This window comes from Engelhardtia mirabilis, assembly GCF_007748095.1.
Taxonomy (GTDB): domain Bacteria; phylum Planctomycetota; class UBA1135; order UBA1135.
The window spans coordinates 1,794,843-1,818,927 of record NZ_CP036287.1; the positions used below are offsets into that span (position 1 = coordinate 1,794,843).

A 24,085-nucleotide genomic window follows, 5' to 3' on the forward strand; every position below is an offset into this window, starting at 1 on the left:
TGCGCGTGCACTCTTCGGAGGCGAGTGTCACGCCGCGGTCCATCGAGGCTGTACTGCCGCGATTGTGGCCTCCGCCCCGACCCAGTTGCCTCAGGCCTGCCAGGGCGGCTCCCAGCGCCGCCAGCATCCAAGGGAGGTTGAGTTGGCCGATCTGAAGAAGGCGGTTGAGGCGGTCCGTGAGCGCATCGGGAAGCACCGAGGCGCGCGGCAGCTCAACGAGGAGAACACCAAGGCGACGCTGATCGAGCCGGTCCTGCGTGCCCTGGGCTGGGCTGTCGAGGATCTCGACGAGGTCCAACGGGAGTACCGGCGCAAGCGGAGCGACAAGCCCGTCGACTACGCGCTGCTCGACCTGCGGACCCCGCTGCTGTTCGTCGAGGCCAAGGCGCTCGGGCACGACCTCCAGGACCCCAAGTGGACGGCCCAGATCATGGGCTACGCCACGGTCGCCGGGGTGGAGTGGGTCGTGCTGACCAACGGTGACGAGTACCGAATCTACAACTCCCACGCGGCGGTGCACGTCGACGAGAAGCTCTTCCGCTCCGTCAGCATCACCGAGGAGTCTCAGGACCTCCTGGAGACCCTCGAGCTGCTCAGCAAGGCACGGATGCAGGAGAACCGCTTGCGGGTGCTCTGGCGGGCTCAGTTCGTCGACCGGCAGGTGGGGGGCGTGCTCGAGGAGCTCTTCTCTGCGGAGGGCGACATGCTGCTGGTCAACCTGATCGAGCGACAGACCAAGGACCTGACCGTCGAGGAGATCCGGTCTTCGCTGGGTCGGTGTCAGGTCGAGCTGGACTTCCCGCTGCCTCAGGAGGGGCCGCCTCCGGCGCTGCCGAAGGGGCGCAGGGTCAGGACGTCCCCGGGGACAAAGGCGGCCGTGTCTGACGGCGCCATGGGCGTATCCCTGGCGGACCTCTTGGAGGCCGGGCTCATCGCCGCGCCGCTCGAGCTGAAGCGGACCTACAAGGGCAAGGAACTCCGCGCCCGGGTTGAGGCCGATGGGGCGGTCACCATTGGGCGGGAGCGCTTCCAGTCGCTGTCGCAGGCAGCCGCAGCGGCTCGAGCGTCGGTCGTCGGGATGGGCAAGGACGGGAAGCTGCCGGCGACGAATGGGTGGGACTTCTGGAGGTGTCCAGGGACGACGGGCAAGGTGGGGCCGATCGGGAACTGGAGGGAGCGGCTGCTGAAGGAGCGGGGGCAGGTGGGGTGAGGGCTGGCGATCTTGCCGTGGAATGCCTCGTGCTCGCCCGCTAGCCTCGACCTCTACAGGGGAAGGCCGATGGGATCCACAACTGGCAACTGGCGTGCTGAGCACCAAAAGCCAGCGGTGTCAAGCATCCGGAAACTCAAGCCGTGTACTTGCTCAGTGCACAACTCACCGTTCCGATTCATCGTCGGGGTTCCGACGAGAACTTTGCAGAAGGAGATCAGGTGTTCGGAGAAACTCTCAGGTCGTCGTTCTTCGCGCTTGCCGTCGGCGCGGCGGTGGTTATCGCTGCCCCGGTCGCCCCTGCGCAGACCAATGAGCTGGTCAAGACCTCGGGGATCGGGTCAAAACCGGCCAGTTGTGATCGGGTCAAATGCGGCCAGTTGGAGCGACCGGGACGGGTGTCGGTTTAGCGGATTTCAGTCGTTCAAGGCAAGCACGGGTTGATCCGTTCTTGCGCTGGCCCGCTTCTGAGTGCGCCAGCTCTTGGGTCCACACTTCAGGACGTGCGCGTGGTGCAGCAGCCGATCGAGCAGTGCTGTGACAGCCGCGGTGTCTCCGAGGAGCTTGCCCCAGTCGTCGACAGGCCGGTTCGAGGTCAGGATGGTGCTGGTCCGCTCGTAGCGCCGGATGATGAGCTCGAGCAGATCCTCGGCCGCGGTATGCGGCAGCTTGCGCATGCCCAGGTCGTCGACGATGAGCAGTGGGACCTTCTCCATCTTGGCCAGGTACTCGCTGCGGGCGCCGTCGAGCGTCGCGTCGGCCATCTCCTCGATCAGGACGTGGGCCTCGCGGTAGGCGACGGCCCAGCCTTGCAAGATCGCAGCCTGCCCGATCGCCTGGGCGAGATGGCTCTTGCCGGTGCCGGGGGGGCCCAGGAAGAGAGCGTCCTCAGCCTTCGAGACGAAGCGAGCGGTCGCGAGGTCGAAGACCAGCCGGCGATTCATCTTCTTGTTGAAGTCGAAGTCGAAGTCGTCGAGCCTTCGATCCGCATCTCGGAAGCGGGCGTACTTGATGCGGCGCTCGATCAGTCGATCCCCTCGCCGCTCGAGCTCGTCCGAGACGAGCTGGGAGAGGAAGTCGATCGGAGGCATGCGCTCGGTCTGGGCTTCGAGCAGTCGTGTCTCCAGGGTGTTAGCCATGCCCGAGAGCCGCAGCTTCCTCAGGGCCTTGTCGATCTCGATCCTGTTCATTGGGTTCCGGTTTCGGTTCTGGAGTCGATCAGGTCGCGGTACAGCGAGAGTTCGCGGATCAGCGGATCCACCTGCCGCAGCGAGAGCGGCGCCGGTGGCTTGCGGTCGATCCACTTCTTGACGAAGCGGTAGTTGGGAGCGCCGACCTCGAGGGCGACGGCGCACGCCTTCTCGATCGGTGCGTCGCCGTACTTCTTTACGAGGGACAGCACGCCCTGGATCTGGCGCACGCCGCCCTGCTCGCGCCTCTTGTGGATCTCCTCGCACAGCGCGCCCACGGACGCACCCGCGCCGCGAGACCTGGCAAGCAGTTGCAGCGTCGTGACAGGCGTCTTCGCCGGACGATCCGACGGATGGACCGAGCGCCATCCTCGAGGCTTCTTGCGATGCTCGCGCAGGAGCTCGCCGGTCCCGAGGTCGAGCAGACGCACCCAGTTACCGCTCCACTGCACCGCGACCTCGCGACCGATCCAGCCGGGCGGCGCTCCGTAGTAAGCGGCATCGACTTCGACGCAGCCGTCCAGGTGGACCGTGCGTGCGCCGTACTGGAAGTAGCCAAAGGGCTCGACTGGCAGTGCTTGCAGCGTCGGCTGCTCCTCGGCAAACATCGCGGCGACCTGACGCTTGGTCGTACCGTGGATGCGCGTGTCGGCCCAGCGTTCCGTCCAGCGATCGAGATGAGCCTGAGCGTCCTTCAAGCTCTCGAAGCGCATCCCCTTGAGCGCCGTGTCCTGGGCGTAGCCGACTGAGCGCTCGACCTTGCCCTTGCGATCGGGATGCCGCACGCGCGCAGGCAGCGCGACGACGCCGTAGTGCGCGAGCATGTCGCGGTATAGCGGGTTCAGATCGGGGTCGTACACGTCGGGCTTCAGCACGCCTTCCTTCAGGTTGTCGAGCACGACCGTCCTCGTCGTGCCGCCGAGACGGCGGAAGGCGTCTTCGTGCAGCTCGCACCACGTCTGCGAGCTCGACTTGAAGCACAAGAGCCAAACCGCCTTGCGGCTGCACCCGAGCGTCAGCGCGAAGAGCCGTGTCCGGCGGTACTTGCCCGTCTCGGGGTGACGCACCATCGGGCCCGTGCCGTAGTCCACCTGTGCTTCCTCGCCCGCCGCGGTCACGATCGTGGGGTGGGCTTCGCGAGCGACGCTGCCCCGTAGCTTGTGCACGAAGCGCCGTACGCTCTGGTAGCCGGCCTCGAAGCCGTGCTCGTCCACCAGCTCCTGCCAGATCGATTTCGCATTACGGCCCCTCGCCACAGCCGCTTCGATCTGCTCGCGGAAGGCCTCGCACCGGCTCGCCATCGGACTCCAGCCTGGAGCCGGCGCCCGCTCGAGGTCGGTGGTCACCTGACTGGCCGCTCTTGGATCCGGCCCGGGGTCGGTGATCGGGTAACTGGCCGCATTTGAATCGGCCTCGGAGTCGGTGGTCGGGCAACCGGCCGCATTTGAATCGGCCTCCAGGCGCCGCTGACGCCGCCCCCGGACTTCGATCCCGGCCGCCTTCAGATGACGGCTCACCGTCTCACGACGCACCCCCGTCGCATCCTCGATGCGCCTCATCGACCAGCCCAGCCGGCCCAGTGCTCGGATCTGCTCTTGCTTCTCGTGCTTCAAGACGTTGCCCATCCGGCACGAAGAGCACACGCCCTCCTGCCGCGTCAACGTCCCGGGATCACCCCTTCAACTGGCCGCTTTTGACCCGATCACTACTGGCCGGTTTTGGGTGATCCCCAAGGTCAGCGGGGGAGGCGTGCACGCGATGAGTCCAGGTCAGGTTGAGCATCGCTCTCGAGCCAGCCGGGGAGCGCCTCAAGAGTGTGGGCCGAGTTTCCGGACAGTACGGGCCCAGGGGCCGGTGATTCAGCCCGCGCGGCAACCGCATTCGGGCGAGGTACCTCGAAACGAAGGCTAAGATCGAAACCGCTTGACAGAGCTGCGGGTGATGAGAACATCTCGAAATGATTCGAGTCCCCCTTGTCGCCACTCTCCTCGCGGTCGCCGGCTGCGCCACGACTGCCGCCGAGATGTTTGCAGGCAATGCGGAGGACGCCGCTACCCTCGCGTCCGCATATACGTCTGCCTTCGCCGAGAACCCACGGACTAGGGGGGTGGTCCCGACGCCTGGCCGCTTCGGCACGGATCTCGACTTCGAAGTCGCCGACCCCGATCGCCCGTTGACGTGGAAAGTCAGTTCGAGCTTCGCGACCAAGCATGGCGGCCTGCGAAAGGAGATACCGGCCTACCCGCTTCGCCTCACGAAGGAAGCTCTAGGCATTCTCGACGGTCTTTGGGAGGTGCAAGCCAACCTGCATGCGACTGGCCAGGGTTTACTGGCGGAGAAGGCGCGTGAGTCGGTCAACGCGCTCGTGCAGCGAACGCGAGACTCCATGCAGCAATTCGTCGACTGGAATAGCAGCTACAGCGGAGCGTACGGGGTCGTGTCCGACAGCGATCACGGGCCCTCGTTCACAACGGCCTTGGACGGATTCCTCGAATCGCTGTCCGAGGACTCCATGCGGAGGGCATACCGCGCTGCCGGGCTCTATGTGGAGATCGGCGAGGCCACGCCAGAAGAGCTCGCGGCGCAGGCCGCGGAAGAGGAAGTGGCTCGACGCAAAGAGAGCGAAGCGCGTCGAGTTGCAGACGAGGCAGCGCGGCTGGAGCGCGAGGCGGAAGAAATCGAACGCGCAGAGCAGGCTGCGCGACTTCGGGAAGAGCATGAGAGTGCTCGACTGGAGTCGAAGCGGCGCCGCGAGACTCGCGCATCCGAGCTCGGGATCAAGGCCAAGTACGCCAATGAGGTTGCATACCTCCAAGCGCGTCGTGCTCTCCACGATGGACAGAGAAGAGCGCTGACCGGCAAGTCTCTGACCGCAGAGCAGCACGCAGCGCCCGGCGAGATGGGTGAGCTCTTGCTTCTCGGCACAGATTTGGTCTTCGTCAATGCCGTGAATGACATATTCGATGGGCTGCCCGTCACCCTTCGAGTGACTGACGAGGAGTTTGCGCGGAGAGTAAGCGCTCAATGCGATGAGGTTCTCTCCATCCTTCGCAATGCGCCGTGAAGTTGTGGTGCTCAACGTTACTCCAGCCAGGTCGTCCCAACGACGGCAGAGCTCGCTCCCTGCTTCGCCAGGCAGTCGAGGTCGCATTCCTGGAAGTTCGCCGCCGCCGGGGTCGATGATGACGCGAGATGGCTGCGGCGCTCTCGCGGGCCAAGTCAGGACGCGCGGTCGGACTACCTGCAACTAAACGACGACACCTCTTGAGGCGTCATTCGGTCGTGCCGGCAACTGCCCCTCACTCACCCCACGAGTGCATCCCAAGTTGGAGCGGGCGATGGGACTCGAACCCACGACATTCAGCTTGGGAAGCTGACACTCTACCAACTGAGTTACGCCCGCTCAGATGGGGGCGCGAGTCTAGCAGTTCCGGGGTGGGGGTCAATCGGTGGGGTGGGTGGTGGCGGGCGGGCTTGGGCGACCGCTGGGGCGGCGCTCGCCGGGGGGGGGCGGTGCGGCCCGACTCAGGGGCGGTCGCACCGCCGTTCCCTCACCCCCAGAACCCGCCTCGGCCGCGCCCTCGGCCCGCCTAAGATGCCCGCGTGGCGGAGCCCGATCCCTTTCATCCTGATAGTGCCGCCACGGAGCGGATCAGGATCAACTTCGCTTGGCTCCTGCGTTTGCGCCGGGCGGGGGTCCTGGGGCAGCTGCTGACCATCGCGGTCGTGTCCATCGGGCTGGACGTTGACCTCCATCTGCTGCCCTTGCTGACCGTTGTGGCGCTCGGTCTGGTCCTCAACTTCGGGCTGCAGGTCTGGTACTTCCGGGCCCTGCGCGACGGCGACGACGAGAAGTGGCGGCGGGAGGGGACGATGCTGCTCGGGGTGACGATGTTGGCGGACGTGCTGCTGCTGACGGCGCTGCTCTTCGTGAGTGGGGGGATCGGCAACCCCTTCTGGTTCTTCTACATCGTCAACCTGGTGCTCGCGACGGTGGTGTTGGGCGGCGTCTGGATGGCGATCGTGTACGTGGCGGCGGTGGCGTCGGTTGGGGGGCTGCTCTTCTCGCAACTGCCCCTGTACGGCGTTGGGGGGCCGATCATCGACTTCGCGCCGCCGGGGGAGTTGGCGGGCATCGGGGACATCTCGCTGTATGCCAAGGGGGCTTTCGTCTCGTTCGTCGCGGTCGCGACGTTCACGGCCTACTTCGTGCGGACCATCAACGCCGAGCTGGCCCGGCGGGAGGGGGAGCTCGACCGTGAGCGCCAGCGGCGTGCCGATGCCGCTCGGCTCGAGGCCCTCGCGAACCTCGCTGCCGGGGCCGCCCACGAGCTGGCCTCGCCCCTGTCGACCATCGCCGTGGTGGCCAAGGAGCTCGAGCGCGCCCTCGAGCGCTCGGAGGACGTGCACCTGCGCGAGGACGCCCAGCTCGTCCGTCGGGAGGTAACTCGCTGCCGGGAGATCCTGGATCAGATGTCCCTGGATGCCGGCGAATCGGTGGGGGAGCAGCTCGTGGCGCTGCCGACTTCCCAGCTGATCGAGGCCGCTGTGGGCAAGCTCGAGGCCGGGGCGCGGGTGCGTATCAGCTTCGAGGGGGACGCCGCCGATCGCGCCCTCCTGGCCCCGCGCACCGCTCTCACCCGCGCCGTGCGTGGCCTGATCAAGAACGGCCTGGACGCCTCCAACTCCGACGCGGGGATCGCCGTGACCATCTCCCCCCTGGGCTCCGGCGTGACCATCGAAGTCGCCGACGCCGGTACGGGCATGGACGCCGCCACCCTGGAGCGGGCCGTGGAGCCCTTCTTCACCACCAAGGATCCCGGCTCGGGCATGGGGCTGGGGCTGTTCCTCACCCGGACCCTGGCCGAGCGTTTGGGGGGGCGGCTGGTGCTGGACTCCGAGCCGGGCCGTGGCACCGTGGCTCGCCTCGAGCTGCCCGAGAGCGGCGTCTCCGTGCCCGCCACAGCTCCCCGCCGCCGCACTCCCAGCGGGATCTTCCGTCCGCGCGGCTAGACGTTAATTAGAGTCTCCCCCGTGACAGACCCGGACCCCTCCCTCGACGCCACCCGCTCGATCCTGCTGGTCGACGACGACGCCGTCTTCCGCGACCGCCTGGCCCGGGCCTTCCGGGACCGGGGGCTCGAGGTCCGCACGGCCGCCAACGTCGACGAGGCCCTGATCCTCGCCGGCGACGAGAGCCCCGAGCTAGCTGTGGTCGACCTCCGCATGCCTGGCCGCTCCGGCTTGGACGCCGTGCGCGAGCTGAAGTCCGTCGACCCGACGACCCAGATCCTGGTCCTGACCGGCTACGGCTCAATCTCGACCACCGTCGACGCCATGCGCCTGGGGGCCACCGGCTACTTGCCCAAGCCCGCCGACGCCGACGAGATCCTGGACGCCTTCCGCCGCGGTGCGACCGGCGAGCCCGAGTCGGCGGCCGACGACGGCGGGGACCACGAGGCCCCCAGCCTGGCCAGGGCCGAGTGGGAGCACATCCATCGGGTGCTCTCCGACTGCACCGGCAACATCTCCGAGGCCGCTCGCCGCCTGGGCATCCACCGACGCTCGCTCCAGCGCAAGCTGCAGAAGCTCGCGCCTGAGTGAGCGCCGAGCTTCGATCCCTGGAGATCGAGCTTCTCGATCGCGGGGACTGGGGCCGCCTCACGACTCGCGCCAGCGCGGTGCGACGAACTGCCGCAGTGGCTCGGAGCGCGTCGCGTCGATGATCGGCGTCGGAGGCCACTGCCCCGCTCCTGGGTCGTGCGACATTTTGCCGCATTCAACGGCACCTCCCGCGTCCCTAGACTCTCGCGCCTAGAACGGCGTCCCACAGCCGCGAACCGTCCCCCCCTCTCAGCCACGAGACCGTCCCTCGGACTCGGAGAGAACAGCACGTTCCGGTGACCGCGGACTGTCCGCACCGGCCCTCCGGCCGGCCCTCTTCAGCCCTCATCGACTTGCGCCGTCCGCCGCGGGCGGCCCAGACACCGAGCGACACGGCATGTTCCACTTCCCGAGCTGGACCCTCACTCTCCGCGACATGAGCGGTGGTGTCCTCCTCCTTGCGCCGCTCTACGTGATCGGTCTGGTCTGGTTCGGCGCTTCGCCGAAGACGACCGACGCCGGCTACCAGCCGACGCAGCCGATTCCGTACAGCCACAAGCTGCACGCCGGCGACCTGAAGATCGACTGCCGCTACTGCCACAACACGGTGGAGGACGCGGCGCACAGCGCGGTGCCCCCGACCGCTACGTGCATGAACTGCCACTCGATGATCTTCACGGAGTCGCACAAGCTGACGCCGCTGCGCGAGAGCTTCGAGACCGGTGAGCCCATCGAGTGGGTGCGTATCCACGACCTGCCCGACTACGCCTACTTCAACCACTCCGCGCACGTGAACCGCGGCGTGGGTTGCGTGAGCTGCCACGGCCGCGTCGACAAGATGGAAGTCGTCTGGCAGCACGAGCCCTTGAGCATGGGCTGGTGCTTGGACTGCCATCGCGAGCCGGAGCTGCACCTGCGGCCCCAGAGCGAGATCACGAACATGGACTGGGCCCCGGCCAACCAGCGTGAGATCGGTCAGCGCCTCAAGGAGCTGAACGGCATCAACCCCCCGACCAACTGCTCGACCTGCCACCGCTGAGCATGAAAACCGAGACGCCCAACACGCGCTACTGGCGCAGCCTCGAAGAGCTCGAGCGAACCGACGAGTTCAAGGACTTCGCGTTCCGCGAGTTCCCTGAAGGCGCGGACAAACTCGACGGGGTCGATCGTCGACGCTTCCTCCAACTGATGGGCGCCTCGACCGCCCTCGCCGGCGCTTCGAGCTGCCGCTGGGAGAAGACGAACATCCTGCCCCTGGCCGAGCGTCCCGAGGATCGCATCCCCGGGGTGCCGGAGCACTTCGCCACGGCGATGGAGCTCGGCGCTGCCGCCCAGGGCCTGGTGCTGACCTCCTACGACGGCCGCCCGATCAAGGTCGAGGGCAATGACCAGCTCCCCGGCACCCAGGGTGCCGCGAGCTGCTTCGCCCAGGGCGCGATCCTCGAGCTGTACGACCCCGACCGCAGCCGAGTGCTCACGCGCGACGGCAACGAGCAGAAGGGGTGGGCGCCGTTCGACGCCTGGTTCGATCAGGAGCTGTCGCGACTGGAAGCCAAGTCCGGCGCCGGCCTCGCGATCTTGCACCAGCCCACCAGCTCGGAGACCGCCAAGCGCCTGGTCGCCAAGGTCAAGGCGCGCTTCCCCCAGGCGCGCGTCGCGGCCTATGCGCCGGTCGACCGCGCCACCGAGCGCGCCGGAGGCGAACTCGCCTTCGGACGTCCGGTGCGGACCCACTTCCGCCTGGACGGCGCCAAGGTCATCGCGACCTTCGACGGCGACCTCTTCTCCGGTCACCCCGACGAGCTGCGCCACGCGCGCGACTTCGCCAAGCACCGCCGGCCCGAAGAGGGCTGGATGACGCGCCTCTACTCCGTCGAGTCGCGCTTCACGAGCACGGGCAGCCTGGCCGACCACCGCCTGCCGGTTCGCTCCGAGAGCGTCGGTGCGGTCCTGGCCGCCCTCGAGGCGACGCTGATCGCCAAGGGCGCCACGGTTCCCAGCGGCTGGGGCTCGCCCTCGGCCGCGCCTAGCGGGGCCCTGCTCGACGCGCCGCGGACCAAGAAGTTCGTCGACGCCCTGGCCAACGACCTGCTCGCTCACCGCGGCGAGTGTGTGATCCAGGTCGGAGCCGGCCAAACTGCGCCGGTCCACGCCGTGGCCCACCGCATCAACGCGATGCTCGGGGCCATCGGCAAGACGGTCGTGCTGACCGACGAACCCGTGGTCAGTGGCACCGCCGAGCTGGAGGCCCTGGTGGCCGCCATGCGCGGCCGCCAGGTCGAGACTCTCTTCGTCCTCGGCGGTAACCCGGTCTACGACGCCCCGGCTGACCTCGACTTCGAGGCCGCCCTGGGTGAGGTTGGTAGCGTCGCGCACCTGGCGCTCTACGCCGACGAGACCTCCGCGGCCTCGACCTGGCACCTGCCCCAGGCGCACTTCCTCGAGAGCTGGGGCGACGCGCGCGCCTGGGACGGCACCCACTGCCTGACCCAGCCGCTGATCCACCCCCTCTACAAGGGCCGCACGGCTCTCGAACTGCTGGCCCGCATGGGCGGCGAGCTCTTTGCCGACAGCCAGGAGCTGGTCCGCGCGACCTTCGACGAGCGCTACGCCACCGACGATTCCGGTTGGCGCCGCGCCCTGCACGACGGCTTCGTGGCCCAGAGTGCCTTCGGGGCGATCACCCCGGCCGGCCGCGGCTTCGCGGCCCCGAGCTTCCCGCCCAGCGCCCTGGCCGCCGGGATCCCGGCCAACGGTTCGCTCGAGCTGACGCTCTTCCCCGACGCCAGCACCTACGACGGTCGCTACGCGAACAACGGCTGGCTCCAGGAGCTGCCCGAGTTCATGACCAAGCTGACCTGGGACAACGCGGCCCTGATCGGCCCGGCCACGGCCAAGTCGCTCGGCGTCAAGCATGAGCAGTTGGTGGAGCTCGAGATCGACGGGCGCAAGCTCGAGTGCGCGGTCTACGTGATGCCCGGCCAGGCGGCCGGCGCAGTCGGCCTCGCCCTGGGCTACGGGCGCACCCGCGCCGGCCATGTCGGCGGCTTGATCGACGAAGACGCGCCCTCGGTGGGCTTCAACAGCTACCGCCTGGCGACCTCGGCCGCCGGCTGGTCGGCCACGGGGCTCACGGTCAAGAAGACCGGCCGCACCTACAAGTTGGCGTCGACCCAGGACCACCAGGACATCGACACCACCGGTCTGGTGGAGCGCGAGGCCCGCATCGAGGACCTCGCCCGCCACCAGACCCTGGAGCAGTACACCGAGCATCCCGACGCCATGCAGCAGACGCTGCTCGGGACGCACTACCCGCCGCTGCAGTCCCTGTGGAAGGAGTTCGAGTACGCCGGCAACCGCTGGGGCATGTCGATCGACCTTTCGACCTGCACCGGGTGCAACGCCTGCGTGATCGCTTGCCAGTCGGAGAACAACATCCCGATCGTCGGCAAGGAGCAGGTCATCAACAACCGTGAGATGCACTGGTTGCGGATCGACCGCTACTTCGAGACCGGCGAGGCCGAGGAGCACTCCTACGCGCCCCACGAGTCCGCGAAGCCCGTCGAGCACCGCAGCCACGGGGAACTCGACGAGGACAACCCGCGCGTGCACCGCCAGCCGGTGGGTTGCATCCAGTGCGAGATGGCCCCCTGCGAGCAGGTTTGCCCGGTCGCGGCCACCGTCCACTCGGACGAGGGCCTCAACGACATGGTCTACAACCGCTGCATCGGAACTCGCTACTGCAGCAACAACTGCCCGGTGAAGGTCCGGCGCTTCAACTTCTTCAACTACCACAAGGACCTGAAGGACCCCGACAACGCGGTCAAGAAGCTCGGCTTCAACCCCGAAGTCACGGTCCGTCACCGTGGTGTGATGGAGAAGTGCACGTACTGCGTGCAGCGCATCCAGGCGGTCAAGATCGACGCGCGCAACAAGAAGCGCCCGATCGAGGACGGCGAGATCGTCACCGCCTGCCAGCAGACCTGCCCGGCCGAGGCGATCACCTTCGGCGACCTGGCCGACGAGAAAAGCGCCGTCCGCAAGAAGCACGAGCTGCCCCGCGGCTACGCGATGCTGGCGTACCTGAACATCAAACCGCGTACGGCCTACCTGGCCCGCGTGACCAACCCGAACCCCGAGCTGGTCTAGATCGATGGCTGGGAAGACCTACGCGCCCCTCAAGGGGATCGACAACACCGGCGACGTCCCCGGTCCGCGGACGCCGCTGATCCTCGAGAACAAGACCTACGGTCAGATCACCGAACAGGTCTGCTCCGTCGTCGAGGATCCCAAGGTGCACCGCACGTGGCTGCTGTCCTTCATGGCGGCGGTCACGTTCCTCGGAGTCCTGTTCAGCCTGATCGTCTACCTGATCGTCACCGGCGTCGGTGTCTGGGGTAACCAGATCCCGGTCGCCTGGGGCTGGCCGATCGTGAACTTCGTGTTCTGGGTCGGTATCGGGCACGCGGGCACGCTGATCTCGGCCATCCTGTTCCTGCTGCGACAGGACTGGCGCACGAGCATCAACCGCTTCGCGGAGGCCATGACGATCTTCGCGGTCGTCTGCGCCGGCACCTTCCCGGGCATCCACGTGGGCCGCATCTGGCTGGCCTACTGGCTGTTCCCGCTGCCCAACCAGATGTTGATGTGGCCGAACTTCCGGTCGCCGCTGCTCTGGGACGTGTTCGCGGTCGGTACCTACGCCTCGGTCTCCCTGGTCTTCTGGTACATGGGAATGATCCCCGACCTGGCGACGATCCGTGACCGCGCGCGGCACCCGCTCCGCCGCTTGGGCTACGGCATCCTCTCCCTGGGCTGGCGCGGCTCGGCGCGGGCCTGGCACCGCTACGAGCGCGCCTACCTGCTGCTGGCCGCCCTGGCCACGCCGCTCGTGCTCTCGGTGCACACGGTCGTTTCCTTCGACTTCGCGGTCTCCCAGCTCCCCGGCTGGCACACGACGATCTTCCCGCCCTACTTCGTCGCCGGCGCCATCTTCAGTGGCTTCGCGATGGTGGTGACCCTCGCGGTCCCGGCGCGGGCGTTCTACGGGATGCGGAACATCATCACGATGCGCCACCTGGAGAACATGAACAAGGTCATCCTCGCGACCGGTTCGATGGTCGGCTACGCCTACTCGATGGAGTTCTTCATCGCCTGGTACGGCGGGAACAAGTACGAGCAGTTCGCGTTCATGAACCGCGCCTTCGGTCCCTACGCCTGGGCGTACTGGACGATGGTCAGCTGCAACGTGATCACGCCGCAGATCTTCTGGTTCAAGAAGTGCCGGACCTCGATCCCGATCATGATGGTCGCCGCGATCCTGGTGAACGTCGGCATGTGGTTCGAGCGCTTCGTGATCACGGTCACGTCGCTCGCTCGCGACTTCCTGCCCTCGAGCTGGGGCTACTTCCACCCCACGATCGTCGACATCCTGATGCTGATCGGCAGCTTCGGACTGTTCTTCACGCTGTTCCTGCTCTTCCTCCGCTTCCTGCCGATGATCGCCATCAGCGAGGTCAAGTCGGTCATGCCCTTCCCGAAGCCGACTCAGAAGCAGCCCTCCGAGGTCGAGTCCGCTCCTGTCCCGTCGGTTAACTGAGGGGGATCGAACGATGGTGGAACTGCGATTCAAGAACACGTCGTCTGAGGACCCGAACTGGGTCCGCAGCCTCAACGAGCACGACGAGGGCTCCGAGCAGAAGCTCAGTTGCGTGATGGCGGAGTACGCCACCCCGCAGGAGTGGCTCGCCGCCTGTGCGAAGGTCCGTGACGCCGGCTACAAGCGCTGGGACGGACTGACCCCCTTCCCGGTCCACGGGATGGAGGAGTACATCGGGATCAAGCCCACGATCCTGCCCTGGATCACGCTGGTCGCCGGCATGACCGGGATGACCGTCGCCGTGGCGCTGCAGTACTTCACCAACGCGGTGCTGTACCCCTACCTGATCAGTGGCAAGCCCCTGTTCAGCCTCCCGGCCAACGTGCCGGTGATGTTCGAGCTCACCGTGCTGTTCGCGGCGTTCACGACGGTGTTCACCATGCTGGCGATGAACGGGCTGCCCCAGTGGTTCCACCCGCTCTTCCGGCGCAACAACTTCGAGCGCATGACCGACGACCGCTTCGGCATCGTGGTCGAGGCGTCGGACCCGAAGTTCAACCGCCAGCAGGTCGAGTTGCTGCTCGCCAATGCCGGGGGTGCCAACGTCGAGGCGATCTTCGAGCCCGCGAAGCGTGCGCCACTGCCCGTCGTGATCCACGGCGTCGGACTGTGCGTCACGGTGCTGGCGCTGATCCCCGCCGGGCTCGCGATCAAGTCGCGCTACGTGAAGTCCGACAAGCCCCGGATCCACATCATCCAGGACATGGACATGCAGCCGAAGTTCAAGGCTCAGGCGCCGAGCCCGATCCTTGGTCAGCTCTTCGGGGACATGCGCGCCTCCATGCCCCAGGTCGAGGGCACGGTCGGTCGCGGACAGTTGCGCGAGGACGACCACTACTACCGTGGCCGCTTCGGCGAAGGCGAAGAGGACTACTTCGACGGCATCCCGCCCCAGGCCCTCGAGCACTTCGGCAGCGCGACCGCGCTGCTCGAGCGCGGGCGCGAGCGCTACGGCATCAGCTGCGCGCCCTGCCACGGTCTGACCGGGGTCGGCGACGGCCTGGTGGCGCAACGGGCCGACATGCTCCAGCAGGGCACGTGGGTGCCGCCGACCTCGTTGCACGCGGACACGGTCGTGCCCCAGGCGGACGGCCGGATCTTCGAGACGATCTCCCTGGGCCGCAACAACATGAAGCCCTACGGCGCATCGGTGAAGGTCGCTGATCGCTGGGCGATCGTGGCCTACGTCCGCGCCCTGCAGCAGTCGCAGGCCGCCACCTCCGACATGGTTCCCCCCGCCGAGCTCGAGGCACTGAAAGACTGATGGCACACGCTCACACGCAAACGCTGACGGAAGAGCAGACGCGCCTACCCGCGCGGGTCGCCAGCCTGGCGCCCGGGATCATCTTCGGCGGTTTGGTGCTGATCCTGGCCGCCCTCGGCTGGGCCTTCGCCACCGAAGACGGTCTGGTGCACTTCCAGTACGCCTACCTGACGGGCTTCATGGCCTGGCTGATGGTGGCGCTCGGGTCGCTGATCTTCCTCTGCCTCCAGCACGTCTTCCGTGCCGGGTGGAGCGTCGGGATGCGCCGCATCCCCGAGATGATCGTCAGCAACTTCTGGCCCTGGATCATCGTCGCCTTCATGCCGATCTTCATCCCGATCTGCATGGGTGACACCACGGTCTACAAGTGGCTCGACCCGGCCATGGTCAACCCGACCTCGCCGCTGTTCGACCAGATCCTGGCCAACAAGTCGGGCTACCTGAACAAGGGCTTCTTCATCGGCCGTCTAGTCGCCTACTTCGGCATCTGGACGCTGATGGCGCGCTTCTTCGTCAAGAACTCCGTGGCCCAGGACGCTGACGGCGATCCCGCGCGCACGCGCCGGATGGAGATGCGTGCCGCGCCGCTGATCATGGTCTTCGCCCTGAGCCTGACCTTCGCCGGCTTCGACCTCTTGATGTCCCTGGACCCGCACTGGTTCAGCACCATCTGGGGCGTCTACCTCTTCGCCGGCTGCATGATCAGCTCGGTCTCGTCGATGATCCTGCTGCTGATGTTCATCCAGAACTTCGGCGGCATGAAGCACATCGGTCCGGAGCAGTACAGCGACCTCGGCAAGCTGCTGTTCGCCTTCGTCTTCTTCTGGGGTTACATCGCGTTCAGCCAGTACATGCTGATCTGGTACGCGAACATCCCCGAGGAGACGACCTTCTTCCACTTCCGCCAGGCGGGTGAGTGGGCGAACTTCTCCCTGCTGCTGCTCTTCGGGCACCTGCTGCTGCCCTTCCCGGGCCTGCTCTCGCGCCACATCAAGCGCGGTCGCAAGACCCTGGCCTTCTGGGCGATCTGGATGCTCGTGTTCCACTTCGTCGACTTCTACTGGATGGTCATGCCCTACCTGGCCAAGAAGCTGGGCCACGGCATGGAGGTCGTCTTCCATCCGATGGACGTGCTGATCTGGCTGGGCCTGGGCCTGGGCCTGTTCGGCCTTACCCTCTCGCGGGCGAAGCGTCAGTCGATGGTCCCGCTGCGGGATCCGCGCCTGCCCGAGTCCCTGGCCTTCGAGAACTACTACTAAGCCATGGCAGCCGCACCCGATTCAGTCAACGCAGGCAAGCTGGCCGTCGTCGGCTTCGCAGGCATCGTCTTCACCTACTTCTGCGTGCTGATGCTGCAGGGTCTCTACTTCCGAGAAGTGGACATCCAGTGGAATGACAAGGTCGTCGACGTGCCCAACGAGGTCTCGGACGCGGCCCTGGCCGAGCAGATGCACCGGCTTCGTAGCTACGCGGTGGTGGATGAACAGGCCGGGACGTACCAGATTCCTATCGAGCAAGCGATGAAGACCGTCGCTGACCAGATCGGCAACTGACGGATCTCGGCCAGACGCCTCGATCAAGGACTCCAACGACCATGAACGCCTTCACCCGAACCAGGACACTCCTCGCCACGGTCGCACTCGCGACCGCGGTGGGGCTGTCGTCGCCAGCCGTTGCCTACGGGCCGGTGCGCGCGGTTCAGGTGAACGACGCCGTTCCGGAGGACACCGCCGGCGTGGGCGTGGAGCAGCGGCTGGGTGAGCAGGTCCCGACGGACGTGCCCTTCACCGACCACCTGGGGGAGCGGGTCACCTTCGGGGACTGCTTCCAGTCCGGACGGCCGGTGATCCTCACGCTGAACTATTCCGACTGCCCGATGCTCTGCGGCATGCAGTTGGACGGTCTGATCGACGTCCTCAACCAGCTCGGCTGGGTCGTGGGTGAGGACTTCGACGTCGTCACCGTTTCGATCGACGAGAACGAGCTCTTCACCAAGGCCGCGGCCACCCGCGAGCACTACCTGAACCGCTACGTGCATCGGGCCGAGATGCCCGACGGCGACGGGGGCTGGCACTTCCTGGTGGGGCAGCAGTCGAGCATCGACGCGGTGGCCCAGGCAGTCGGCTTCGGTTACCGCTTCGTCCCCTCCACGGGGGAATTCGCACACGAGGCAGCAATCATGCTGCTCACGCCCGAGGCGGTGGTCTCCCGCTACCTCTTCGGTGTCTCCTTCGAGGAGCCCACCCTGCGGCTGTCCCTGGTCGAAGCCTCGGACGGCAAGCTCGGCGGCATTGCCGAGCGGATCACGATGATGTGCTTCGTGTACGACCCGACCAGCGGGTCCTACGTCGCCGAAGCCCTGTCGGTGATGAAGCTCGGCGGTCTCGTCACCGTCGTGGTCCTGGGCGGCTTCCTCCTCATCTTCTGGCGCAAAGAACTCATCGGGGTCCTGGGATCACGTCGATCCGGACCGCGAACGGAAAAGACCCTCGAGGGCGTTTCCTGATCATGAACGGACTGTTGAGTCTCGCCCTGCAGGGCGCGGGCCAGAGCTTCTGGTTCCCCGAGCAAGCGTCGACCGTCGCCGGTCGCATCGACGCGGTCTTCTACTTCATCCTCTGGGTGTCGATCATCTCCTTCGTGGGGGTGGTCGGCGTGACCCTCTGGTTCGCGTGGAAGTACCGCGCGCGGCCGGGTCACTCCGCCGTGAAGACGTCCAGCCACGACAACACCCTCGAGGTCACCTGGACGATCATCCCGACGATCCTCGTCGCGGGCATGTTCTGGGTCGGCTTCAAGGGCTTCCTCGACCTGCGCAATGCGCCCGAGGGCTCCTACCAGGTCAACGTCACCGCCCAGAAGTGGTCCTGGGAGTTCCAGTACCCCAACGGCCACCTCTCGCCCGAGCTGCACAGCTGGGTCGGGCAGCCGACGCGGCTCCTGATGACGTCGACCGACGTCCTGCACAGCCTCTACATCCCCTCCTTCCGCGTGAAGCAGGACGTGGTGCCCGGCCGCTACACCAGCCTGTGGTGGGAGGCGACCAAGCCCGGCGTCTACAACCTCTTTTGCACCGAGTACTGCGGCGACCAGCACTCGGCCATGATCACCAAGTGCGTGGTCCACGAGTCGAAGGAAGCCTTCGACGCGTGGATGGAGAAGGACGCAGACATCATCGGCAACTCGCCGTCGCTCGTGGCGGCCGGTGAGACCCTCTACAACCGCAAGGGCTGCACCCAGTGCCACCTGACCACCGCCGAGACCCTGAAAGGCCCCGGGTTCCTGGTCCTGTCGAAGGCCTGGGCGGACGGGAAAGCCCTGCCTCTTGACGGTGGCGGCTCGGTGATGCCCGACGAGAACTACGTCCGCGAGTCGATCCTCGTTCCCGGCGCGAAGATCCGCGACGGGTTCAAGGGTGTGAACATGCCTGCCTACCAGGGACGGATCAAAGACGACGAGCTCGGCGCGATCAGCCTCTACATCCAGTCCCTCGCCACCGACGGCAACTGATCGGACCCCAACCATGGCCACTACCCAAACTGCGGGCGTCGAGGTCCATCGGCCTGGTGTGACCCCGTCCAAGGACAACTACCTCAACCACTCCAAGGGGTTGATGTCCTGGCTGTTCACCCTCGATCACAAGCGGATCGGGGTGATGTACACGATCGCCGTGCTCGCGGCCTTCACCCTGGGCGGGTTCTTCGCCCTGGCGGTGCGCACCGAGCTGGCGGCCCCGAACACCGGTGACGGCGCCTGGCAGATGCTGCCCAGCGGCGCCGTCTACAACCAGATGTTCAGCCTCCACGGCGCCATCATGGTGTTCCTGTTCATCATCCCGAGCATCCCGGCGGCACTGGGCAACTTCGTGTTGCCGATCATGTTGGGGGTGAAGGACGTGGCCTTCCCGCGCTTGAACCTATTCAGCTTCCACCTGTGGATCCTGGGCGCGGCCTTCTTCCTGCTGGCCCTGGCCACGGGCGGTCTGGACACCGGCTGGACGTTCTACACGCCCTACAGCCTCGAGGGCCACTCGACCAGCGCGGTCATCGCCGCCACGACGGGTGCCTTCGTGCTGGGCTTCAGCTCCATCTTCACGGGTCTCAACTTCATCGTGACCCTGCACAAGATGCGGCCGACGGGGATGACCTGGTTCCGCATGCCCCTGTTCCTGTGGGGCCTCTACGCCACCGCCGTGATTCAGGTCCTGGCGACCCCGGTGCTCGGGATCACCCTGCTGCTTCTGATCGTGGAGCGCGCCTTCAAGATCGGCATCTTCGATCCGAGCCTCGGCGGGGACCCGGTGCTGTTCCAGCACTTCTTCTGGTTCTACAGCCACCCGGCCGTCTACATCATGGTGCTGCCGGGGATGGCGATCGTCTCCGAGCTGATCGGCACCTTCAGCCGCAAGCACATTTTCGGCTACCGCTTCATCGCGATGTCGTCGGTCGCCATCGCGATCTTCGGCTTCTTCGTCTGGGGCCACCACATGTTCACCAGCGGCCAGTCGGCCCTGGCGTCGACGGTCTTCTCCGGTCTGACCTTCTCCGTCGCGATCCCGTCGGCGATCAAGGTCTTCAACTGGGTCACGACCATGTGGAAGGGTGACATCCACCTGAAGACGCCGATGGTCTACGCCCTCGGCTTCATCCTGCTGTTCATGATCGGTGGGGTCACGGGCCTCTTCCTGGGGACCCTGTCCACCGACATCCACCTGCACGACACCTACTTCATCGTGGCCCACTTCCACTACGTGATGGTGGGGGGGACGCTCTGGGCGTTCCTCGGCGGGCTGCACTACTGGTGGCCGAAGATCAGCGGGAAGATGTACAGCGAGAAGGTCGGCGTCACCGCCAGCTTGATCGCCCTGCTGGGCTTCAACTTGACCTTCTTCCCGCAGTTCATGCTGGGATCCCAGGGCATGCCGCGGCGGTACTTCGACTACCTGCCGGAGTTCCAGGCCTACCACGTGTGGTCGACCATCGGCGCCTACGTGCTGCTGATCGGCCTCGTGATGGTCGCCTACAACCTCGTCATGTCGATGATCAAGGGCAAGCAGGCCCCCGACAACCCCTGGGGCTCCAACACCCTCGAGTGGAAGTGCTCCTCGCCGCCGCCGCACCACAACTTCGAACACCAGCCGACGGTGGGCGACCCCTACGACATCGAAGGCTACGTCTACGAGCCGTCGATCGACGGGTACGTCCGTCCGGATGAAGCCGCGGTCGAGACCGCCGGTAGGAGCTGAGCCCCATGTCCTCGACCCAGGCCCCCCCCGCCGCCGCCCACGTGGCGCACGACGACCACCACGACCACCCGGCTCACCTCGCCCATCATTTCGATGACGAGGAGCAGCAGTTCGACGCCGGGAAGCTCGGGATCTGGTTGTTCCTCGTCACGGAGATCCTGTTCTTCTCCGGCCTGTTCTGCGCCTATTCCATCTGGCGTCACGAGCACCCGGAGGTCTTCCTCTACTCGCACTACTACCTGAGCACCTTCTGGGGCGCGCTCAACACCTGCGTGCTGCTGATCTCGTCGCTGACGGCGGCGTGGGCGGTTCGCACGGCGCAGTTGGGGGACAACCGCAAGACGGCGTTGCTCTTGGGTCTCACGATCCTGTGCGCCTTCGGGTTCCTCGGGATCAAGTCGATCGAGTACGGCGGGAAGTTCGCCCACGGCACTGGTCCGGGCAAGTTCTTCAACCCGCACCCCGAGCACATGATCGTGACCGCCGAGAACTACACGGTTCTCGTCGGCCACGCCGGCCACATGGCCGAGGGTCGCTTGGCGGAGATGCAGGCGGAGCACCCCGAGGAGTTCGACGCCCTGTTCCACGAGTCACGTGAGCACGTGCTCGAGGAGGCCTTGGCGGCCAAGGCTGCGAGCATGTCCACGGAGAAGGACCCGGTGACCGTCGCCGACCTCTCCGACGCGGTCAGGGCCGAAGTCGAAGGCGCGATCGACGCCGATCACGCTGCTCACGGCCATGGCTTCGAAGCCCACGCCGCGCCCGAGGCCCACGTTCCCGGCGCCCACGGTCACGAGGGCGACGTGCACGCGGCCGACGCCCACGAGTCCTCCGCCGAGGTCGAGCACTCGAGGATCGAGAAGGCGATGCTCCACCACGAGTCGGAGGTCGTGCTCTCCGAGTACGAAGAGCGCCCCGCCTCGGTGCGGACCTTCTTCTCGATCTACTTCGCGATGACCGGCCTGCACGGGATCCACGTGGTGGCCGGCATCATCGCGATCGGCTGGGTCATGCGACGCGCCATGCGCGGCGAGTTCAACCCCGGGTACTTCGGTGCCGTCGACTACGTGGCGCTGTACTGGCACCTGGTCGACCTGATCTGGATCTACCTGTTCCCGCTCCTGTACCTCATCCACTGATCGACGGAGACTCCAACATGTCGCACGACGAACACGGCTTCGCCCACGTCATGTCGATCAAGATGCTGATCGGTGTGTGGGCTGCTCTCATGATCCTGACCGGGATCACCGTCTGGTCCGCTCAGCACCACTTCGGTGCCCTCGACCTGCCGATCGCCATGGGCATCGCCACGTTCAAGGCCCTGCTGGTGGCGCTCTTCTTCATGCACCTGAAGTACGACCGGCCCTTCAACGGTCTGATCTTCCTGGCCTCGATCATCTTCGCGGGCGTCTTCGTGACGATCTCGATGATGGACACCGGCCAGAACCAGGGTGCTATCCAAGAGCTGCGGACGGCCACCGGGACGACCGCGGACGGCTGATCGCCGGATGGCGCGGATCGGAGGCCTCACGGCTTGATCCCGCGCTCCGTCTGTCCCAGGACTCAGCGGGCCGAGGCACGGGACTCCCGGGCCTCGGCCCGTTCTCGATGGGGGACCCGGGCCGGGGCCGATCCCGCTAACCTGGTCTCGCCCCCGATCCTCCCATTCCGTTGCGACGCTGACTCCGGCCTCAACGGTGCTCCGATCGTCGACGGTGGCCCCGCCGCGACAGTGCGATGGTCTTCCTCCAACTCCGCCCAACAGGCTCCTACGACTTGAAGTCGGACGATCTCGAAGCCATCCGTCGCGCCGGCGACCAGAGCAAGGGCGTCGGCACCCTCGGTGTGAAGCTGTTCCTCGCGAGCCTCAGCTTCCTCTTCGGCGCCAGCATCCTGCTGTACCTGGTCGTCCTGCTGCCCGCGGCTCCGCCCGAGCAGCCGGTGCTGCCGGTGGTCGGTCTGGGTCTAGCCCTGTCGACCATGGTCATGCTCGCCAGCTCGTTCACCTACTGGCTCGCCCTACGGGCCATCGGCGAGGACGACCGCCAGGCCTTCCGGCGCATGATGACCTGGACCCTGGTCCTGGGACTCGGCTTCATGGCGAGCCAGGGCTACAACTGGTGGGAGCTGGTCGCCTCGGGTCTGCCGCTGGACGCCAGCAACCGCTACAGCGCTCTGTTCCTGGTCATGACCGTGCTGCACGCCCTGCACGTGGTGGGCGGGCTGATCCCACTGGCAGTGGTCACCGCCAAGGCCCGCCGCGGCGAGTACACCGCGAAGAGCCACGAGGGCGCGACCAACGTCTCGCTCTACTGGCACTTCCTCGATGTGGTCTGGCTGCTGATGCTGGTCGCGATCGTCATCGCGACGGCTTGATTGCGGTTGCACGGCCTCCGATGGCGTCCGTCCAGAGGCTCCGGCCCCGTGCCGGGTCAGGACGGTGGGCGTCCGGATGGCCGACCGCTGGGCGGCGCTCATCAAGGGGCCTGGGGCCCGGGCCGAGACTGGACCTGTCCATCGGGACCGATGATTTCGCCCACACGCGCGGTCTCGCGATTGCCGTGCGGCGCGTCAGGGAGTTCGGCGAGTCGAGTTGCGCGAGTCGTCGCCTGGAGGCAGCAAGTCCTCGAGGAAGAACGCCGAAAGTTCATGGCGGCCACTGACCCCGGCCTTCTTGTAGATCGCCGCGGCCTGCTGACGCACGGTCGCCTCGACCACCGAGCGCAAGAGGGCGATCTCCTTGTGGCTGAAGCCCTTGAGAATGAGTCGCGAGACCTCCCGCTCGGCTTGGGTCAGGCCCCACCGCTCGAACTGGCGGTCGATGAGAGCGCCCAAGCCCTGCAGGAGCTCCTTGGCCTCTTCCCGCCAGCGCTGCGCCTCCGCGAAGGAGTTCTGAAGCCGCTCTGAGAGAGCGCCCGCCTCGCGCTCCAGTTCCCGCGTGCGCTTCTCGAGCGCGAGGACTCGGCTCGCGCCGAAGCAGAGGCCCAGTACCCCCAGGGCGGCGGTGGCGCCCTCGAGGATGACGTGCTCCGGAGTCGCTCCCTGCCGCAGGTCGACGGCGAGGTCGAAGATCGCGATGGCGGCCACGACTGCAAACGCCCCGGCCATGAGGGCGAAGCGCCGCTGCTCCGACCTGACAACCGTGCGATCCACCATCCCTAAGTCCATGTCTGAAGCGCTCCTATCGCACCTGTCGGATGGTCCTCGGGCCAGCAAGGGGCGATTGTCGGTGCACGCGGACTGCACGGGCAGTCCCGGCAACCCGGAGATTCCCGACATGAACACGACCCCTATTCACCCGCTGATCGTACACCTGCCGATGGCCCTCGCAGTCCTGATGCCGCTGGTCGCGGGCGGGGTGTTCGTCGCCTGGTGGCGCGGCTACTTCCGCAAGCGGACCTGGTCGGTGGTGTGCCTGCTGCAGGCGGCGATGCTCGCCTCCAGTCTGGTGGCCATGCGGACTGGGGAGAGCGACGAAGAGCGTGTCGAGCAGGTCGTCCCCGAGGCGGCGATCGAGCGACACGAAGCGGCCGCCCAGCTGTTCACCTGGGGGAGCGGCCTGCTCCTCGTCGTGAGCCTCTTGCCGCTCCTGTCTCGTAGCCCGGGCCGAGCCCGTGCTGCGGGGCTCGTGACCCTGGGGGGGACGCTCGTGGTGTTGGGCCTCGGCTACAAGGTGGGCTCGGCCGGTGGCCGATTGGTCTACGAGCACGGCGCCGCCGCCGCGTTCACCGCCACGGACCAGGGCGCGCCGAGCCGCCCGCCGGCGAGTCACGGCGACGACGACCGTTACTGAGCGTCAGTCGCTGGAGGCCCCCCGTCGTCGGACGGTGACGCTCCCCACCTCCCCGAGGCCGTCGGGGCAGGTGGAGAGCAGCTGGCCCGCTTCGCTCACCAGGATCCGTGCCCAGCACGC

21 protein-coding genes and 1 tRNA gene are annotated in these 24,085 nt (G+C 66.7%); 18 read left to right on the forward strand and 4 right to left on the reverse strand.

All coding sequences use genetic code 11. The features are described 5' to 3' along the window. Positions 1 to 142 precede the first annotated feature (142 nt). On the forward strand, positions 143 to 1,210 hold the full coding sequence (locus Pla133_RS06435; protein WP_419192189.1) for a restriction system modified-DNA reader domain-containing protein: 1,068 nt from the start codon (positions 143 to 145) through the stop codon (positions 1,208 to 1,210). A 143-nt stretch (positions 1,211 to 1,353) separates the two neighbouring features. Continuing rightward, positions 1,354 to 1,620: a hypothetical protein gene (locus tag Pla133_RS06440; protein WP_145063668.1), complete on the forward strand. Its 267-nt coding sequence runs from the start codon at positions 1,354 to 1,356 to the stop codon at positions 1,618 to 1,620. Positions 1,621 to 1,626: 6 nt separating this feature from the next. On the opposite strand, the gene istB is transcribed toward Pla133_RS06440, so the two are convergent. Together istB and istA are read right to left on the reverse strand one after the other, a co-directional pair. Next, positions 1,627 to 2,400: an IS21-like element helper ATPase IstB gene (gene istB, locus Pla133_RS06445; protein WP_145061753.1), complete on the reverse strand. Its 774-nt coding sequence runs from the start codon at positions 2,398 to 2,400 to the stop codon at positions 1,627 to 1,629. Next, positions 2,397 to 4,025 (reverse strand): IS21 family transposase, encoded by a 1,629-nt coding sequence (gene istA, locus Pla133_RS06450; RefSeq protein WP_145061410.1) that lies wholly within the window; start codon positions 4,023 to 4,025, stop codon positions 2,397 to 2,399. Before istA ends, istB begins: the two co-directional genes overlap by 4 nt. A 332-nt stretch (positions 4,026 to 4,357) precedes the next feature. Between istA and Pla133_RS06455 the strand changes: the two genes are divergently transcribed. Further along, positions 4,358 to 5,464: a hypothetical protein gene (locus Pla133_RS06455; RefSeq protein WP_145063673.1), complete on the forward strand. Its 1,107-nt coding sequence runs from the start codon at positions 4,358 to 4,360 to the stop codon at positions 5,462 to 5,464. A 263-nt stretch (positions 5,465 to 5,727) separates the two neighbouring features. Here Pla133_RS06455 and Pla133_RS06460 read toward each other — a convergent pair. After that, positions 5,728 to 5,803: transfer RNA gene (locus Pla133_RS06460), tRNA-Gly, on the reverse strand. 200 nt (positions 5,804 to 6,003) lie between these two features. Between Pla133_RS06460 and Pla133_RS26030 the strand changes: the two genes are divergently transcribed. From Pla133_RS26030 to Pla133_RS06535, 14 genes are all read left to right on the forward strand, one after another. Further along, complete coding sequence (locus tag Pla133_RS26030) at positions 6,004 to 7,413, forward strand: sensor histidine kinase (protein WP_419192190.1); 1,410 nt, start codon at positions 6,004 to 6,006, stop codon at positions 7,411 to 7,413. A gap of 21 nt (positions 7,414 to 7,434) precedes the next feature. Continuing rightward, positions 7,435 to 8,004: a response regulator transcription factor gene (locus Pla133_RS06475; protein ID WP_145063679.1), complete on the forward strand. Its 570-nt coding sequence runs from the start codon at positions 7,435 to 7,437 to the stop codon at positions 8,002 to 8,004. 397 nt (positions 8,005 to 8,401) lie between these two features. Next, positions 8,402 to 9,043 carry a cytochrome c3 family protein gene (locus tag Pla133_RS06480; RefSeq protein ID WP_145063685.1) on the forward strand — a complete coding sequence of 214 codons (642 nt, stop codon included), beginning with the start codon at positions 8,402 to 8,404 and terminating at the stop codon, positions 9,041 to 9,043. Between the two features lie 2 nt (positions 9,044 to 9,045). After that, on the forward strand, positions 9,046 to 12,153 hold the full coding sequence (locus Pla133_RS06485; RefSeq protein WP_145063687.1) for a TAT-variant-translocated molybdopterin oxidoreductase: 3,108 nt from the start codon (positions 9,046 to 9,048) through the stop codon (positions 12,151 to 12,153). 4 nt (positions 12,154 to 12,157) lie between these two features. Next, entirely contained in the window at positions 12,158 to 13,603 is a 1,446-nt protein-coding gene (nrfD, locus tag Pla133_RS06490; RefSeq protein WP_145063689.1) for an NrfD/PsrC family molybdoenzyme membrane anchor subunit, read from the forward strand. Between the two features lie 13 nt (positions 13,604 to 13,616). Next, the gene (locus tag Pla133_RS26035; RefSeq protein ID WP_419192191.1) at positions 13,617 to 14,927 is read left to right on the forward strand and encodes a quinol:electron acceptor oxidoreductase subunit ActD; all 1,311 of its coding nucleotides are present in this window, start codon (positions 13,617 to 13,619) and stop codon (positions 14,925 to 14,927) included. Beyond that, positions 14,927 to 16,186 carry a quinol:cytochrome C oxidoreductase gene (locus Pla133_RS06500; RefSeq protein WP_145063694.1) on the forward strand — a complete coding sequence of 420 codons (1,260 nt, stop codon included), beginning with the start codon at positions 14,927 to 14,929 and terminating at the stop codon, positions 16,184 to 16,186. Before Pla133_RS26035 ends, Pla133_RS06500 begins: the two co-directional genes overlap by 1 nt. Positions 16,187 to 16,189: 3 nt before the next feature. Beyond that, the gene (locus Pla133_RS06505) at positions 16,190 to 16,480 is read left to right on the forward strand and encodes a hypothetical protein (protein WP_145063697.1); all 291 of its coding nucleotides are present in this window, start codon (positions 16,190 to 16,192) and stop codon (positions 16,478 to 16,480) included. 41 nt (positions 16,481 to 16,521) lie between these two features. After that, a complete protein-coding gene (locus tag Pla133_RS06510; RefSeq protein ID WP_145063702.1) occupies positions 16,522 to 17,433 on the forward strand; it encodes an SCO family protein in 912 nt (303 codons plus the stop codon). A gap of 2 nt (positions 17,434 to 17,435) precedes the next feature. Next, complete coding sequence (gene coxB, locus Pla133_RS06515) at positions 17,436 to 18,437, forward strand: cytochrome c oxidase subunit II (RefSeq protein WP_145063710.1); 1,002 nt, start codon at positions 17,436 to 17,438, stop codon at positions 18,435 to 18,437. Between the two features lie 13 nt (positions 18,438 to 18,450). Continuing rightward, positions 18,451 to 20,172 carry a cytochrome c oxidase subunit I gene (locus Pla133_RS06520; RefSeq protein WP_145063715.1) on the forward strand — a complete coding sequence of 574 codons (1,722 nt, stop codon included), beginning with the start codon at positions 18,451 to 18,453 and terminating at the stop codon, positions 20,170 to 20,172. 5 nt (positions 20,173 to 20,177) lie between these two features. After that, positions 20,178 to 21,311 carry a cytochrome c oxidase subunit 3 gene (locus tag Pla133_RS26040; RefSeq protein ID WP_419192192.1) on the forward strand — a complete coding sequence of 378 codons (1,134 nt, stop codon included), beginning with the start codon at positions 20,178 to 20,180 and terminating at the stop codon, positions 21,309 to 21,311. Between the two features lie 17 nt (positions 21,312 to 21,328). After that, entirely contained in the window at positions 21,329 to 21,673 is a 345-nt protein-coding gene (locus Pla133_RS06530; RefSeq protein ID WP_145063717.1) for a cytochrome C oxidase subunit IV family protein, read from the forward strand. A 236-nt stretch (positions 21,674 to 21,909) separates the two neighbouring features. After that, positions 21,910 to 22,548, forward strand: a complete 639-nt coding sequence (locus Pla133_RS06535; protein WP_145063722.1) for a cytochrome c oxidase subunit 3 — start codon at positions 21,910 to 21,912, stop codon at positions 22,546 to 22,548. A gap of 195 nt (positions 22,549 to 22,743) precedes the next feature. On the opposite strand, the gene Pla133_RS06540 is transcribed toward Pla133_RS06535, so the two are convergent. Beyond that, on the reverse strand, positions 22,744 to 23,340 hold the full coding sequence (locus Pla133_RS06540) for a helix-turn-helix transcriptional regulator (protein WP_145063727.1): 597 nt from the start codon (positions 23,338 to 23,340) through the stop codon (positions 22,744 to 22,746). On the opposite strand from Pla133_RS06540, the gene Pla133_RS06545 reads away from it, so the two are divergent. Then, positions 23,339 to 23,965, forward strand: a complete 627-nt coding sequence (locus Pla133_RS06545; protein WP_145063732.1) for a DUF2231 domain-containing protein — start codon at positions 23,339 to 23,341, stop codon at positions 23,963 to 23,965. The two genes, Pla133_RS06540 and Pla133_RS06545, sit on opposite strands and share 2 nt — an antisense overlap. The last annotated feature ends 120 nt before the right edge of the window (positions 23,966 to 24,085 follow it).

Coding starts and splice junctions, on each gene's coding strand:
- istB (WP_145061753.1), bottom strand. CDS start 2,400: ATGAACAGGATCGAGATCGACAAGGCCCTGAGGAAGCTGCGGCTCTCG.
- istA (WP_145061410.1), bottom strand. CDS start 4,025: ATGGGCAACGTCTTGAAGCACGAGAAGCAAGAGCAGATCCGAGCACTG.
- Pla133_RS06455 (WP_145063673.1), top strand. CDS start 4,358: ATGATTCGAGTCCCCCTTGTCGCCACTCTCCTCGCGGTCGCCGGCTGC.
- Pla133_RS06480 (WP_145063685.1), top strand. CDS start 8,402: ATGTTCCACTTCCCGAGCTGGACCCTCACTCTCCGCGACATGAGCGGT.
- Pla133_RS06485 (WP_145063687.1), top strand. CDS start 9,046: ATGAAAACCGAGACGCCCAACACGCGCTACTGGCGCAGCCTCGAAGAG.
- nrfD (WP_145063689.1), top strand. CDS start 12,158: ATGGCTGGGAAGACCTACGCGCCCCTCAAGGGGATCGACAACACCGGC.
- Pla133_RS26035 (WP_419192191.1), top strand. CDS start 13,617: ATGGTGGAACTGCGATTCAAGAACACGTCGTCTGAGGACCCGAACTGG.
- Pla133_RS06500 (WP_145063694.1), top strand. CDS start 14,927: ATGGCACACGCTCACACGCAAACGCTGACGGAAGAGCAGACGCGCCTA.
- Pla133_RS06505 (WP_145063697.1), top strand. CDS start 16,190: ATGGCAGCCGCACCCGATTCAGTCAACGCAGGCAAGCTGGCCGTCGTC.
- Pla133_RS06510 (WP_145063702.1), top strand. CDS start 16,522: ATGAACGCCTTCACCCGAACCAGGACACTCCTCGCCACGGTCGCACTC.
- coxB (WP_145063710.1), top strand. CDS start 17,436: ATGAACGGACTGTTGAGTCTCGCCCTGCAGGGCGCGGGCCAGAGCTTC.
- Pla133_RS06520 (WP_145063715.1), top strand. CDS start 18,451: ATGGCCACTACCCAAACTGCGGGCGTCGAGGTCCATCGGCCTGGTGTG.
- Pla133_RS26040 (WP_419192192.1), top strand. CDS start 20,178: ATGTCCTCGACCCAGGCCCCCCCCGCCGCCGCCCACGTGGCGCACGAC.
- Pla133_RS06530 (WP_145063717.1), top strand. CDS start 21,329: ATGTCGCACGACGAACACGGCTTCGCCCACGTCATGTCGATCAAGATG.
- Pla133_RS06535 (WP_145063722.1), top strand. CDS start 21,910: ATGGTCTTCCTCCAACTCCGCCCAACAGGCTCCTACGACTTGAAGTCG.
- Pla133_RS06545 (WP_145063732.1), top strand. CDS start 23,339: ATGTCTGAAGCGCTCCTATCGCACCTGTCGGATGGTCCTCGGGCCAGC.
- Pla133_RS06540 (WP_145063727.1), bottom strand. CDS start 23,340: ATGGACTTAGGGATGGTGGATCGCACGGTTGTCAGGTCGGAGCAGCGG.